Annotated in this window: 12 protein-coding genes and 1 pseudogene; 10 read left to right on the forward strand and 3 right to left on the reverse strand. The window is 44.2% G+C overall.

Going from position 1 to position 14,678, the window contains the following annotated elements:
• Positions 1–19 precede the first annotated feature (19 nt).
• The 8 genes from ACKU35_RS16920 to ACKU35_RS16955 all read left to right on the forward strand — a co-directional run bounded on the left by ACKU35_RS16920 (position 20) and on the right by ACKU35_RS16955 (position 10,579).
• Positions 20–235 carry a HigA family addiction module antitoxin gene (locus tag ACKU35_RS16920; protein WP_319761096.1) on the forward strand — a complete coding sequence of 72 codons (216 nt, stop codon included), beginning with the start codon at positions 20–22 and terminating at the stop codon, positions 233–235.
• A 416-nt stretch (positions 236–651) separates the two neighbouring features.
• Entirely contained in the window at positions 652–1,887 is a 1,236-nt protein-coding gene (locus ACKU35_RS16925) for a Fic family protein (protein ID WP_319761098.1), read from the forward strand.
• Between the two features lie 479 nt (positions 1,888–2,366).
• Positions 2,367–2,513, forward strand: a complete 147-nt coding sequence (locus ACKU35_RS16930; RefSeq protein ID WP_319761099.1) for a hypothetical protein — start codon at positions 2,367–2,369, stop codon at positions 2,511–2,513.
• A gap of 237 nt (positions 2,514–2,750) precedes the next feature.
• Positions 2,751–3,119 (forward strand): MarR family winged helix-turn-helix transcriptional regulator, encoded by a 369-nt coding sequence (locus tag ACKU35_RS16935; protein ID WP_319761100.1) that lies wholly within the window; start codon positions 2,751–2,753, stop codon positions 3,117–3,119.
• Positions 3,120–3,463: 344 nt separating this feature from the next.
• Positions 3,464–4,588, forward strand: coding sequence for an efflux RND transporter periplasmic adaptor subunit (locus ACKU35_RS16940; RefSeq protein ID WP_319761102.1), 1,125 nt, complete (start codon positions 3,464–3,466; stop codon positions 4,586–4,588).
• Positions 4,585–7,647 (forward strand): efflux RND transporter permease subunit, encoded by a 3,063-nt coding sequence (locus ACKU35_RS16945; RefSeq protein WP_319761105.1) that lies wholly within the window; start codon positions 4,585–4,587, stop codon positions 7,645–7,647. Before ACKU35_RS16940 ends, ACKU35_RS16945 begins: the two co-directional genes overlap by 4 nt.
• A 129-nt stretch (positions 7,648–7,776) precedes the next feature.
• Entirely contained in the window at positions 7,777–9,117 is a 1,341-nt protein-coding gene (locus tag ACKU35_RS16950; protein WP_319761107.1) for an SCP2 sterol-binding domain-containing protein, read from the forward strand.
• Positions 9,118–9,715: 598 nt separating this feature from the next.
• Positions 9,716–10,579: a TIGR02285 family protein gene (locus ACKU35_RS16955; RefSeq protein ID WP_319761109.1), complete on the forward strand. Its 864-nt coding sequence runs from the start codon at positions 9,716–9,718 to the stop codon at positions 10,577–10,579.
• 53 nt (positions 10,580–10,632) lie between these two features.
• Here ACKU35_RS16955 and ACKU35_RS16960 read toward each other — a convergent pair whose 3' ends face one another.
• From ACKU35_RS16960 to ACKU35_RS16970, 3 genes and pseudogenes are all read right to left on the reverse strand, one after another.
• Positions 10,633–11,433, reverse strand: a complete 801-nt coding sequence (locus ACKU35_RS16960) for a substrate-binding periplasmic protein (RefSeq protein ID WP_407944190.1) — start codon at positions 11,431–11,433, stop codon at positions 10,633–10,635.
• Positions 11,434–11,536: 103 nt separating this feature from the next.
• Positions 11,537–11,824, reverse strand: a pseudogene (locus ACKU35_RS16965) (transposase); the annotation flags it as partial.
• Positions 11,825–11,864: 40 nt separating this feature from the next.
• Positions 11,865–12,269 (reverse strand): hypothetical protein, encoded by a 405-nt coding sequence (locus ACKU35_RS16970; RefSeq protein WP_319761113.1) that lies wholly within the window; start codon positions 12,267–12,269, stop codon positions 11,865–11,867.
• 596 nt (positions 12,270–12,865) lie between these two features.
• On the opposite strand from ACKU35_RS16970, the gene ACKU35_RS16975 reads away from it, so the two are divergent.
• Together ACKU35_RS16975 and ACKU35_RS16980 are read left to right on the forward strand one after the other, a co-directional pair.
• Positions 12,866–13,642 carry an MBL fold metallo-hydrolase gene (locus tag ACKU35_RS16975; protein WP_319761115.1) on the forward strand — a complete coding sequence of 259 codons (777 nt, stop codon included), beginning with the start codon at positions 12,866–12,868 and terminating at the stop codon, positions 13,640–13,642.
• A 57-nt stretch (positions 13,643–13,699) separates the two neighbouring features.
• Positions 13,700–14,563, forward strand: coding sequence for a DUF5131 family protein (locus ACKU35_RS16980; RefSeq protein ID WP_319761116.1), 864 nt, complete (start codon positions 13,700–13,702; stop codon positions 14,561–14,563).
• Positions 14,564–14,678 lie beyond the last annotated feature (115 nt).

Below are 14,678 nucleotides of genomic sequence, written 5' to 3' on the forward strand. Positions count from 1 at the left end.
ACTACGAGGGTTTTCATTAATGACTATGTTCAATCCCCCGCATCCCAGTGAACTTATCAGCCCCGTATATATGGAAAAATACAATCTCAGTTGCCGCAAGCTGGCAATGCTGCTCGACGAGGCTCCGTCCACTCTCGCCCGTATCCTGCACGCCAAAAGCGCGGTCTCTCCTGAGATGGCCCTACGACTTTCAAAAGTCATCGGACGCACCCCGGAAAGCTGGCTGGCTATGTAGGCCAACTATAATCTTGAAAAAATACGCAGCCAAATTGATTTGTCTGGGGTCATTTCTGTGCGTACAGATTTTCCGATTGCATAACCTGGTATTTTTTATGTTTAAAAACCGCTATGCAAACCGCTCAAAAAGACAAAATAGGAGACTCTAATCCATAAACAAGACATTTATATATCAACAACTTACGAACATCAAAAGATCGCTGTCTAAAACGCTCGTTTTTTCTACAAATATAGCTGAAAATAGTTCCATTGGTTGTTGGTTAACACGAAAAATTTTCTTGAGCAAAAAGATCGCTATTCAAACCGCTCATTTTTTGGAAAATAAACAACATTGAAAAGACATAAAATATTATGTAATTAAATAGTTACAAACTTTAAAAACCGCTAACCAAACCGCTCAAAATTGGAGAAAACATGACCTTTTGGCCGATAGTAATTCCTGACCGAAAAGACATTGGGCCCTTAAAAGATATGGCACAGGAAGTTATCGCCTCATCGGCTTCTCTTGAAGGCCGGGTGGCACCTGACACAGCTAAAATAATCGGAGATCATCTTCGGATAATCAATAGCTACTACAGCAACCTCATTGAAGGTCACAAATCGACTCTTCGCGATATTGAAGATGCCATGGCCAAACGTTTTGATGCTGATTCTGAAAAAAGATACGCACAAGATTTATGCGCTGCACACGTTCTGGCAGAAATGGAACTAATGAACGATATTGAGAATGGCACTGTAAAAAATATCGCCAGCCAAGACCTGCTGAGGCTGATTCATACCAGATTTTACAGCCACTTGTCGCCAGACCATCTTTATACTCATGAAAAAGATGGTTTTACGGATATTCCCGTGCTGCCGGGAGAATTTCGAGACAGGCTTATTTCGGTCGGACCAAACGTCGCAACAGGTGGTTCGATCGGACCTAATCCTGAAAATTTGAACATAGCTCTGCAACAATTTTCAGATGATTATAACCAGCAACAATATTTTGGTGATGAAAGGATTATAGCCATGGCCGCCTCTCATCACCGCCTGACATGGTTACATCCGTTCAGAGATGGAAATGGCCGCGTGTCACGATTGTTTTCTACTCTTTATATGGCCCGGTGCGATATTAATAAATCAAACCTGTGGTCATTATCGCGTGGATTATCCAAAAACAAAGAAGAATACATGATCAATCTATTTTCATGCGACCCGCCTCAGGAAGAAGAAAAGGCTACTCATAGCGCAAGCGAGCTTCTTGCTGATTTTGTAGAATTTATGTTTGAAGTATGTCTTGATCAGATCGGCTTTATGAGCAATCTGCTTTCGCTTGAAACGATTGAGCGGCGTATTGAGTGGTTTGTTGAAGTCAATTCTTTAAAGCGTGGTGGAAAACTGCATCCAGATTCAGCCCGTCTGCTACGTGCTGTATTTATGCAAGGAAAGGTTAAAAGAGGTGAGGCTGGCACAATTCTTAACAAAGCAACATCAACAGCGAGAAAAATTGTTAAAGAACTAATTGATGAAGGCTTACTCACATCTGACACGCCAAAATCACCTTTACAAGTAGCACTCCCGTCCAAAGCATTGCCGTACTACTTCCCGGACATATACAATCCAAGTGTAATCGGTAAAGACTACGTTGATATGATCGCTAAAAGATAAAAAGATTCTCTCCTAAAAATCTTTTCATCTAAAATCTTGCAGAAACAAAAAATGCACCTATTTTTTGAGTGCAGAACGTATATGAAATCCCTCTCGGTTATTCTGAAGACTGAAAATAAAATTCGATAAAAAAGTAGGACACCATCTGCATGAATAGGTCAATATTTCTACTGGACTGAAATTAATTTGATTTTTTTAGGTAGGATTTCAGTTTAAGACAGGACCATTTTTATCAAACTAATTTTCACTACTCACTACACACTAAAATATTTTAAACAATTCCCCCCAAAACACTCTGGCGATCCCTATAGATGATATACTGTCTTTGATCTACACAGTACAGGAAGACATCTCGACCATGAGGGTTGTTGCAGATCACTTTCGATTGGCATGCTCACTTCCCATAACGTCAGTGATGTTGTTGAAAATACGTAGGTTTAACTTCAAAAAAGAAGAGAATAGCCTTCAGGATGCTTCAAGTGGAAAGCTTATACATATACCACGCCTTAGGGCTGTCCGGCTATGACTATGTCCGTCAGGATTTCGTTGCCGTGGATTGCGATAAATATGTTGAAAAAGGTCTCTTTTTTTTGGAAATACTGCGGAAAAATCTGTACAGATGTTAGCAGGCTACTTGTAGACTGGGTAAATGTTTTCACAAGATTCAAAGTGATTATTACCACTTAATTTAAAATAGTTGATTTGCGACTTCTTCTTGACAAGAACATTGAAATGGTATTTTATGTGTATATACACGCAACAGTGATTCTGAACATAAATTTAGAGCATCAATCATGGATAATTTGCACATATCTTCTTCTAACATCCCTTGCCACTGCGCTAACCTGCGTCGGGCCACGAGGATGGTCACACAGTTTTACGATCAGATGCTGGCCCCCTCTGGGCTCAAGGGCACCCAGTATTCCCTGTTGCGATATGTTGAACAACTGGAACCGGTAAATATGACTGAACTGGCTAAGCATATGGGCTTGGACCGCACTACCCTAGTGCGAAACGCAAAGCCCTTGGAGGCTCAAGGCCTGCTCGCATCTGCCAGAGGGAGAGATTTGCGTACCCATGAACTTCACCTCACCGAACCAGGGCGTGAAAAACTAAAAGAGGCTACGGTTATGTGGCAGAAGGCTCAGGATAATTTAGAGGAATTTCTGGGAAGTACACAACTTGAAAACCTCTTAGTTTTGGTGGGGAAGTTGCACCAAGTGGCAGAATAATTTTTTTAAGACAAGCGTGTATATACACACTTATTATATAAGTACATACTTCACTGAGTGAGTCAGTAATGCTCTGACTCGCAAAAGAATTTTATCCCAAGTGATAAAGTCTGTATATGTAAGTGTTCTAGTCGGTGTAAAGCGACTAGCATTCGATGTGGAGGAGTCTCCATGCCGATTTTAGACATGGATTTGCGTGTAGCTACACGAAAACAGTGGCGTTCATGCCTGTACAACCAACGTCTATTTTTGAAGCAGGCAGATTTCCTTCCCAATATATGAACAGCTTTCGATTATCCCATGAGTAGAATTGGTTTTACGGTATAATCTTAAGGAGGTTTCACATGCATATTTATACTCAACGGTTTCACATGACCATAAAACGTCTTTGCCATGCATTGACTTACATAATAATTTTATGCGTTCTCCTCTCCGGGTGTCAGGAAACGCATTCACACGTTCAAAAACGCCCTGTGGTTAGGACCATGCAAATCATCCTAGATAAGGGGTCTGAGAATAGCTCCTATCCGGGTATAATTGTGGCACGCCACGAAATTCAAGAGTCTTTCCGGGTGGGCGGACGTATTGAAAAACGTTTGGTGGATGTTGGTGATCTTGTGCAAGCCGGCCAAGTTCTGGCTACTCTCGACGAAAAAGATCTTCGCCTTTCGATGGAAAGTGCTGAGGCGGAACGAAGCGCGGCAGTCTCCAACAAAAAACAAGCTACGGCCGAGGAACGACGTTACGCTATCCTATTGTCCAAAAACACCGTAAGTCGATCCGAATACGATCTCAAACACTTGTCTGCTGAAGAGGCACGGGCGCGTCTTGAAAAGGCGGATCGTGCGTTTAAATTGGCTACAAGCCAACGTGGGTATGCCCAGTTGGTCTCCAGTAATGATGGTGTTATCACAAAAGTGAGCGCTGAAGCCGGGCAAGTCGTGGCCCAAGGACAAAGTGTAGTTACCGTCGCTCGTAAGGGCGTGCGGGAAGTGCTTGTAAATATACCTGAAAGAAGTATTCAAGGAATAAGAGAAAAAACTGCGGAAGTATCGCTCTGGTCGAAGCAGGATGCCCGTTTCCAGGCGATACTGCGAGAAATTTCTCCGTCTGCAGATTCTGCCACCAGAACCTATGCCGCCCGATATTCCATACCCGATGTAGACTCATCCGTGTTACTCGGCATGACGGCGACACTCCATCTCTCCGAACGCCTCCCATTCCAGACTGCCCGTATTCCGGCCAGTGCCTTGCTCAACCAGGGAAAAGGTCCTGGCATATGGATAGTAGAACCACAAACCGGACAACTGACATTCCGGCCAATCACAGTGGATCAATACACAGAGCGTGATGCTATTGTACATGGTCAACTCTCCAACGGTGATATTATAGTCACTTCCGGTGTCCAGAAGCTAGACGAAACAGTTTTCGTCAGACTGACCGATGCGACACAGGGAGGTGTCCGGTGAAAAGCTACAACCTTTCCAAGTGGGCCGTCACGCACCGCCCTCTGACCTTATTCCTCATTCTTCTCGTCTCCTTGTCAGGCATCTGGTCATACCTACAGCTTGGACGAGCAGAGGATCCTGATTTTACAGTAAAAATAATGGTCATCAGTGCACAGTGGCCCGGAGCTACAGCCGACGAAATGCAGCGTCTGGTGGCTGATCCCATCGAAAAAAAACTTCAGGAGGTTCCATACTTCGACAAGGTGAAAACATACTCCCAGCCGGGAAGCGTGATTATACAGCTGTACCTTCAGGATTCCATGCCCCCGTCCGAAGTGGAACAATGCTGGTATCAAGCGCGTAAGCGGGTTGGCGACGTCAAAATAAATCTTCCCGCCGGAGTGCTTGGCCCTTTCTTCAACGACGAGTTCGGTGATGTGGATTCTCTTCTCTATGTGCTTACCGGCCCGGACTTTACACTGCGCGAACTGAAAGATGAAGCCGAAGGCATCCGACAGACGTTACTGCGCGTACCCTTCGTGACCAAAGTGCGATTCTATGGGGAACAGTCTGAATGCATATTTGTTGAACTTAATCATGCCAAGCTGGCGACATTGGGGGTTACAGCCCAGGCCATCTTTAATTCAATTGCCAAGCAAAATGCGGTAACGCCGTCCGGTGAACTGGAGACGGCTGCCGACAGAATTTACCTTCGCGTAGATGGTGCCCTCATGGGGGTCGATGCACTTGCAGAAGTGCCTGTGCAAAGTAACGGTAAGATCTTTCGGTTGGGAGACATTGCCACTCTTAGGCGAGGGCCTCAGGACCCCCCGACATATACAGTTCAACACGAAGGCAAGCCGGGTATCGCCTTGGGAGTGGTCATGACCAAGGGGGCCAACGTGTTGGAGTTCGGGCGGAATTTGGACACGGCCATGGCGCGGATCAAAGAAAATTTACCATTGGGCTTTGAGATCAGCCGAGTGGCCGATCAGCCCGAAGTGGTTAGCGAGTCCGTGAATGAATTCATCCGCTCCTTTATCGAAGCCCTGGTCATAGTGCTTGCCGTAAGTTTCCTGTCGCTTGGTTGGCGCACTGGCATCGTCGTAGCCCTGGCAGTACCTCTTGTGCTGGCCATGGTCATGGTGGTCATGAACTCGCTTGGAATGAGTCTAGAACGGATATCTCTCGGAGCGCTCATTATTGCGCTGGGGCTCTTGGTGGATGACGCCATCATTTCGGTTGAGATGATGGTTGTGAAAATGGAGCAAGGATTCGACCGTATCAAAGCAGCTACGTTTGCATGGAACGCCACAGCGTTTCCGATGCTGACCGGTACGTTGGTTACTGTTGCGGGGTTTTTGCCCGTTGGTTTAGCCAAATCCGTTTCAGGAGAATATGCCGGCGGCATCTTCTGGGTCGTGATGATCGCCCTGGTGGCCTCATGGTTTGTTGCCGTGGTTTTCACCCCTTATCTCGGCTTCAAGTTGTTGCCGGATTTTCACAGGGAGGATTATCATAATTCGCATGCCATCTATGAGACGTCAAGTTACCGCCTGTTGCGTCGCGTGGTCACATGGTGCGTGGAGCATCGCAGGACAGTTATTGGCGCGACAGTCTTACTCTTCGGCATTGCGGTGTTCGGCTCATCATTCGTGTCACGACAGTTTTTCCCCTCCTCTTCCCGCCCGGAGCTGTTGGCCGAAATCCGCTTACCGGAAGGATCTGCCTTTAAAACCACTGCCCATGCCGTTAAGACAATGGAAAAGTTCTTGCAAACCGACCCCGAGATCAAAACCTTCACAAGCTACATCGGCTCTGGAGCGCCGCGATGGTTTTTGCCCATGGCTCCGGAATTGCCGCATACGAGCTATGGCGTCGTCGTGCTTATGATGGCTGATGCCGCTGCGCGAGATCGGGTAAAATCACGCATAAATACTTTTATCGCCCAAGGCGGTCTTCCCCAGGCCAGAGTACGCTTGACGACCTTGTCGCTCGGGCCGCCAGTCGGTTTCCCCGTTCAATTCAGGGTTATCGGCCCCGACGCGCTGAAAGTTCGGGAAATTGCCTATCAGGTCCGCGCGATCATGCGTGAGAACAAGAAGACCTACGATGTCAATTTAGACTGGAACGAACAGGCCAAGACGATCCGGCTGGATGTGGATCAGGACCGGACCAGAGCGCTCGGATTGAATCCTCAGGACATCGCGGAAGCCCTGCATATGCTTCTTTCCGGAGTAACAATAACTCAGGTTCGTGATGGTATTGAGTTGGTCAATGTTGTGGCTCGGGCAGTACCCGAAGAACGGCTGAGTCCTGAACTTTTGGGTGATTTAACGATCAGTGCCCGCAATGGGCAACCCATTCAGCTCTCTCAGGTGGCAAAGATCCATTATACATACGAGGAGCCTATCTTATGGCGGCAAAATCGAGATTTGACAATTACAGTGCGTTCGGAAGTCATTGCGGGTGTTCAGGCGCCCGATGTCACCTTGGAAATACTTCCGAAACTCAAATCCATAATAAAAGATCTGCCGTCCGACTACCGGATTGAAGTCGGAGGCGCCCTGGAGGAGAGCAGCAAGGCCAATCACTCCATAGTCGTCCTCCTCCCGCTCATGACCGGGATCATGCTTTTATTGTTGATGTTCCAGTTGCAAAGCTTTCCAAGTTTATTTCTGGTTCTTGCTACAGCTCCCTTGGGTTTGATCGGTGCGGTTGGTGCATTATTGGTCTTTAACCAGCCCTTCGGCTTTGTGGCCTTGCTTGGAGTTCTCGCATTGGCTGGCATGATCATGCGTAACAGTGTTATTCTCGTGGACCAGATCTCGTTGAATAGACAAGAAGGACACCCGGCATGGGAGGCTGTTATTGACGCTACAATTCGGCGGGCCCGCCCTGTGGTGTTAACTGCGTTGGCAGCAATTCTGGCCATGATTCCTCTGACGCGTAATGTGTTTTGGGGTCCAATGGCCGTTGCCATCATGGGCGGACTGCTTGTGGCTACAGTTCTGACACTGCTTTTTACACCGGCTCTATATATGATGATTTTTCGTATACACCGCCCGGAAGAGACGTAGATAGCACGTCAGGACCAAAACCAGCCTGTACTCTTTTATCAATTCTCTGAAGAGGGATGACGTGATGGTACCGGCAATATGCAAAAATTTATTAAGAATACTGTCATATGTTGCCAAAAGGAGGGTTACATGACGAAACAGAACGATCATCCGACAGTGAAACGTTATAATGAGAAAAAGGCTTCTAATGCGACCAACGCTACCATTCCCAGATTGAGCGCAGTCGAGCTGCGCACGATGTGCCTTGAATTCGGAGCAGATGACGTGGGGATTGTCGAAATTGACCGCCCAGCGTTAGCCGGGGAAAAAGAAGATATCCTTACTATGTTTCCTTGGGCAAAATCTCTCGTCTGTTTTGTGGGACGAATCAACCGAGAAAACCTGAGAAGTCCTGCCCGCTCCATAGCAAGTCTCGAACTGCAACAGGCGGAGGAGCGCCTGAACCATACGGCCCAAACGTTAGCGGCTGCGCTTGAGCGCAAAGGTATCCGGGCCACAACTCCGGCAGTCGGTTTCCCGATGGAAACCGATCAGTGGCTTGGCAAGATGCATGTGGTGTCGCATAAACTCGTGGCCGTTGCCGCCGGACTCGGGATGATGGGCCTGCACCGAAACGTCATTCATCCGGTGTTTGGAAGTTTTGTTCTGCTGAATACTGTGATTATCGATGCCGAAGTAGACGAGTACAGCATTCCGCTGGATTACAACCCTTGCATTGAATGCAAACTATGCTCGGTGGCTTGCCCGACTGGCGCCATAGGCCAGGACGGAGTGTTTAACTCCATTAACTGTCTAACGCACACCTATCGCGAATTGATTGGCGGATTCACGGATTGGGTCGAGAATATAGCGGACAGTAAAAATTCAAGAGACTACAGAAGTAGAGTAAGCGACGCCGAAACTGTTTCGAGGTGGCAGAGCCTTGCCTATGGACCATGCTATAAATCCGTTTATTGCATGGCTGTCTGCCCTGCGGGTGACGAGGTTATTCCGCAGTATCTTGAAGACAAGAAACAATTTATCGCGGATGTGGTGAAGCCGCTGCAGCAAAAGACGGAGACGGTCTACGTCCTCCCTGGCTCCGATGCCGAAAGCCATGTGCAGAAAAGGTTCCCACATAAAATAATAAAGCGGGTGGGCAACGGCATCAGAGTGCCCTCCATAGCCGCCTTCATCGAATCCATGCCGCGAGCCTTTCAACGTCACAACTCGGCAGGACTTGCCGCAACGTATCATTTTTCTTTCACCGGAACTGAGCAGGTTGAGGTAACAGTGACAATTAAAGACAAAACAATCATAGTTCAACAAGGGCACATTGGCGTTCCGGATGTACGGATGCATGCAGATGCAAAAGCCTGGTTGCGGGTGCTTCATAAAGATACGTCTATACTCAAGGAGATAGTTTTCCGAAGAATTCGCATCAAAGGGCCGTTGAAATTATTCAAGGCGTTCGGAAACTGTTTTGCTTAGACCGTGCTTCAAATTAGTTGATCATAGACGTTTGTAATGTGCGCAACATTTTTGACTGATGAACGGGCACGGTTTTTTTAGAGCAGAATATTAGGCAAGCATGGAGTGCCTCAAAAAGCAATTGCTGCGCTTGCTAGAAAGCTTGTGGCTTTGCTTTGGAATCTTAGCCGATTTGCCAGTAACGGCCTAACGGTTCGCGAGAGGGCTTTGGTTGCATAGACAACGAACTAAAATAGCGACCCTAAATTGACTTGGTACCGAATCGGAGCTCGGTGCCTTTGTAGACCATCTGTAATAATGGATCGCAATTAATTACCATCAGAATTTCTCCCTCAATTTCATATTGTTAAATAATCATGAAAATTGAAGGTTATCTTGATTGGTTTGATTTGGTCACTGGAGGATTTGTTTTTTTTATGATTCTGTGGATCCGATGGAGATGTGGCTTGGTAGAAATGTTTTGAGATCGTTCCAAATGAATTAGAATAAGTTTCCTATGTAATAAATTTCAATGCCTGTAGTTGCCCCAATTTCACGATACGTTAGCTTGCCAAAACCAAACAACATAGCTAATTATTTTTATAAAAAAAGGAAGACAATGGCACAACGAATCTTTATTTTAGTTATACTCATCTTACCAGTTTCAGGTTTTTGCGCTGACCACGAAATCAACTGGTATCATGCTAATTTCCCTCCAATGGTAATTGAGAAAGGAGATTTAAAAGGCAAAGGGTTCGGAGAAAAATTTGAAAAAGCACTGCAACAGAAACTTGCAAATTATAAACACTATGTCTATAGCGCTAACTATCATAGAATTATTAAACAAATAAAAGACTCTAACAGCTGCTGCATTGCACTATTAAAAACTCCTGAACGTGAAAAATTTATAAAATTCAGTAAACCAGTATTGGTATCTTTTCCTGTAGGAGTTTGCATACTTGAAAGCCGTCTCCCTGAATTCATGCCTTATATAGACAAATCCGGCAAGATATCCATAACAAAACTATTTAAAATTTCAAATATGAAGCTTGGTATTTCAGCAGGTCGTAGTTACACAGCAACAGTGGACAAAATCATAAAGAACAATCCTGATTCAACTCACATAATTACTCAATATGACAATAATATTGCATGGGAATCAATCATCGACATGATGGACAGAGAACGTGTCGATTATATTATTGAATATCCTCACTTGCTGACATGGACACAAAACAAGCACAATATAAAAAGTCGCCTGAAGTACATCCCTATCAAAGAAATCGGGCCGTTTTTATTGACATATGTAGGATGTTCTAAAAACGAATGGGGTGAGAAAGTTATCAGCCAAATAGACCAAATTCTCAAAGGCAAGTGCAGGAAACAATGCAATCAGGACTATCGCAGCTACCTAGCCCCTGATGAAAAAATAAGACACAGCAAATTGGTGCAACAAATGTTTCCTACAGAGTTAACTGATTAACATATATTTCATAGGAGGCTGATGAATCTGTTTTCATGTGTAAAAACAATTAATTACTGGACATAACGTAACATAATCTGCTTGAAGGTGCCATCGACCTTCATTTGTTTCAATGCACTGTTAACTTTTATGAACACTTCTGATTTCGTTTTACGCGAAAATGCGAGATATGATTCTGATTTGGAATAGACCAGCGGCAGTCCTGTTTCAGTGGACAAAACAGGCTCAACTTCATCAAGTAAATGTTTATCGTTCAAAATCTTTAATACAGGATAGTAATCTGCAAAAAAGAAATCAATTCTTCCATAAAGAAGCTTTTGAACATTCAAGTCAAAATCGCTGGCGACTTCAATTCTTTTGAACTTCTTCTCCTTTAATGCCTGATCCACTTTTTCGCCATAAGAATAATCACGCCCCACCCCAGCGATATACTTCTCAGCTCCTGAAAAATTCAAATCAAAATAAACATCATCCCCCTTGCGACGGATTGCGACAACCTTTTCCTGAAGCAATGAAGTATCTGTATAACGGAGAAATTTCTTACGCTCTTCTGTGTGATAGGCATGAAAAATTGCATCAGCATCACCGCTCCTAACCAACGCTAATGCCCTTATCCAAGGGACTATGTAAATATCCGCACTATAGCCTGAACGTCTCACAGCTTCTTCAACCATTTCGACAAGAAAACCGGCAGGACTGCCATTTTCCATATACGCCTGTGGAGCATTATTAAGAGTCACAATACAAAGGCTTTTCGCATGCACACAACATGTGAAGATAAAAAACAAAAATATTGTCAATAAACATATTCTGAACACTCTCGACTTCCAACAGCCTTTGATTAATATTGCCACATATTAATGAGTAAGACAACGGAATCAGCATTCTAATATGGATAAATACAATCATGTCCGGAAAACTAGCCAACGCCAACAACGGATAAGTTTCATTGATCTTTTACATTTCATCAGGAGGTTCAAAGAAGTCCTCAATGTCAGTGCGTTTAAAAACGTTCAGTTGGATCAGCTGAAGCATTTCTTGAAGCGACCATCCTATCTTGGATTTGAATTTCAGAAACGCAACCAGCAGATATGTGATCATAGCTACGTAAATTTGTGATTGAACGGCGATTTTTGTGGTGCCTACAAATCGTTTTATTTTGAGGTATTGCTTGATTAATCGGAAAAATATTTCGTCCTGCCAATGCTCTTTATAAATTTCAGCAATGGTTCGAGCAAACAGGTTAAAGAGGTTGGTTAGTTGTTAAAATATTATGAAATGCATGTCATTTCACAACTTCCACAACACCAGGAAACCGTTGTTGACAATTTAAACGTTCAAAAGCTTGCTCTTTATCCTTGTCGGCGATTTGATCAGCTTTACCAACCCCATACCCTTTAATAAAAACAAGGGCGTTAAATGCCCAGGAAGTCCCATCATCCAGCTTTTTAAGCTTTTTGTTTAACAAGAAATTCAGCTTTAAATGATCAACTTTATACCCCAAAGATTTCGCCAAGGCAGCACAGGTCATAAGATCAACAATATCTTCATCTTGCTGCGCTTCTTTAATTAGACCCATAAGGCCGAACATTCCTGTTCCACCACGCAGTGCAATTACGTGAGTGACAGCAAAATAGCTGATGATTGATCCTAGTAAAATTCCAACGAGAAAAATAATAAACAGTTTCATCTAAAATCTCTTTTGTGGTATTATGACGAGATATATTTTGGTATATTGAACCACTCAAATATAAATTACGCAAAGCTCAGTAGTAATCATTTTCCCGGTTTGCGCACTAGTCCATCTCTTTTCTAAGTATTAACAATCAAGCTAACTCATCTTTAGCTCATTAGTCTATGATGATTCAGACAAAAGATTGTCAAAAAACATGTGCTAAACAATCTCGACCTCCAACAGAATTTATTCAATATTGCCACACGTTAGAGTAAGACAACGGAATTCTAATATGGATAAATACTATTCAATTAACAGTGCACCTAAAACCATAAGCAAATAATTCTGGACCTTCCGGTCCAGATATGGTAAAAATATTTTCATACTTAGAATAACCCCAACAAGAGCAGATGGACTCTGTGGGAAGACATAAAACACAGTATGAATATGCTCGACCTTTTGTTATGATCCTCCCTAGCCAAAAAGTAATGGTCCGCGCAAGCGCTCACAAAACGGTACGAAGATCTCAACTTAGCTCTTTCCAATCTGGATAAATTTTTTTTAACCAATTATGGACCGAACAGTCCTAAAACATTAAGAGGAGTAATACAATGAAATTCCAACAAATTCGTAATGCAACTGTTATCATTGAATACGCAAACACACGTTTCCTAATAGATCCAATGTTATCCGCAAAAGAATCTTTTCCCGGTTTTCCGGGGACAGTTAATAATGAATTGTCGAATCCGCTAGTCGAGCTGCCGCTCCCGATCAGTGAATTGCTTAAAGTAGATGCGGTTATCCTGACACATACACACTTAGACCATTGGGATGAGACAGCGAAAAATACCATTCCAAAAGAAATGCCGATCTTTGTCCAAAATGAACAGGATCGGGCAGAGGTTGAGCAGGACGGATTCACCAACATACAAATATTGGGACAGGAAACTGAATTCAAAGGAATCCGAATGACAAAGACCTCCGGACAGCATGGCAGCGATAAAATCATGACTGAATTCGGCCAACTCCTCGGGAGCGTATGCGGAATTGTGTTTATGCATCCAACGGAAAAAACCGTATATTTGGCCGGCGACACAATCTGGAACCGATTCGTCGACGACTCTATCAAAAAACATTCTCCGGACATCATCATCCTCAACAGCGGTGATGCGCAGATTATCGGATTGGGCTCCATCATTATGGGCAAGCAGGACGTTCTCAAGGTCCATGAAGCAGCACCGGATGCCACCATAATTGCGACTCATATGGAAGCGGTCAATCACGCAACACTATCAAGAAATGAATTACGCGAATTCACAGTTGAAAATGAATTTGAAGAAATGGTTTTAATACCTCAAGACGGTGAAACATTAACGCTCAATTCATAGACACAGTGACGGACTTCAACCTCAAAGCAAATGACTCCTGTCACAACAAAAAAGAATATGAAGAAAATACGACTTGCAGAAATGGAAGCAAAGACGCTTATCCAGAAATCAAATATTCCCTCAATTGATTACGTTATCAATCCATACACAGGTTGTATGCTCGCCTGCGCATACTGCTACGCCAGTTTCATGGGACGGTTGGTGGCAGAACCGGTAAAGGAATGGGGCAATTATGTTTACGTCAAAAAAAACGCTATTGCTCTGGCCGAAAAAGAATTGAACAAAATGTCTGAAAGCAAACGGCAGGGAACAATTCTCATCAGCTCTGTAACAGACCCTTACCAGCATCCCGAAAAAAAATACCAGATCACGCGAGGTATTCTGAAACTGCTTGCAGACATGCAATACCCCGGAACAATAAAAATACTGACGAAATCCTCTTTGGTGACACGCGACATTGATCTTTTGACCACCCTGCCCAAGCCTGATGTTGGAATGACTGTCACCACCACCGAGGATGAAATCAGCCGCTGGCTGGAAGTACGCGCTCCGGCAGCCTCACAACGATTGGAAACACTAGAAGAATTGAGCTTGGCCGGAATCAAGCCATTTGCGTTTGTCGGCCCTCTGCTACCCCATTTTGCAACCTCCCCGGAAAAACTGGATAAACTGTTCGGCCGTCTGGCGGACGCAGGTGTTCAGGAAGTTTACATGGAACATATCAATCTAAAACGTTATATTTGTGAAAGAATGACACCAGTCCTGTCAACAAAATCCGCAGCCGTTCAGCAGGCATACGTTAAGGCTCGAACTCAAGAGCATAGGGACAGGCTGGATGAAATTGTCGGGCAGTTGCTTATAAAGCATGGCTTGAAATTGCGATTTGAAGAGGTCGTTTACCACGACAAATTCAAAAAATAATCAGCTGCTGCGGCTCCATTGGAAATTTTCCCATTTTTTTCAGAGATAATAAAATATTACTCCGGTTGATTCGTTAAAGAAATAAGAGGCGCGCCGTAAACTAATCCAAATGGAG

The organism is Maridesulfovibrio sp. (genome assembly GCF_963676065.1).
Lineage (GTDB): Bacteria > Desulfobacterota > Desulfovibrionia > Desulfovibrionales > Desulfovibrionaceae > Maridesulfovibrio.

Excerpts from the sequence above, each read along its gene's own strand:
- ACKU35_RS16920 (WP_319761096.1), top strand. The coding sequence starts at position 20 with ATGACTATGTTCAATCCCCCGCATCCCAGTGAACTTATCAGCCCCGTA.
- ACKU35_RS16925 (WP_319761098.1), top strand. The coding sequence starts at position 652 with ATGACCTTTTGGCCGATAGTAATTCCTGACCGAAAAGACATTGGGCCC.
- ACKU35_RS16935 (WP_319761100.1), top strand. The coding sequence starts at position 2,751 with ATGGTCACACAGTTTTACGATCAGATGCTGGCCCCCTCTGGGCTCAAG.
- ACKU35_RS16940 (WP_319761102.1), top strand. The coding sequence starts at position 3,464 with ATGCATATTTATACTCAACGGTTTCACATGACCATAAAACGTCTTTGC.
- ACKU35_RS16950 (WP_319761107.1), top strand. The coding sequence starts at position 7,777 with ATGACGAAACAGAACGATCATCCGACAGTGAAACGTTATAATGAGAAA.
- ACKU35_RS16955 (WP_319761109.1), top strand. The coding sequence starts at position 9,716 with ATGGCACAACGAATCTTTATTTTAGTTATACTCATCTTACCAGTTTCA.
- ACKU35_RS16970 (WP_319761113.1), bottom strand. The coding sequence starts at position 12,269 with ATGAAACTGTTTATTATTTTTCTCGTTGGAATTTTACTAGGATCAATC.
- ACKU35_RS16975 (WP_319761115.1), top strand. The coding sequence starts at position 12,866 with ATGAAATTCCAACAAATTCGTAATGCAACTGTTATCATTGAATACGCA.
- ACKU35_RS16980 (WP_319761116.1), top strand. The coding sequence starts at position 13,700 with ATGAAGAAAATACGACTTGCAGAAATGGAAGCAAAGACGCTTATCCAG.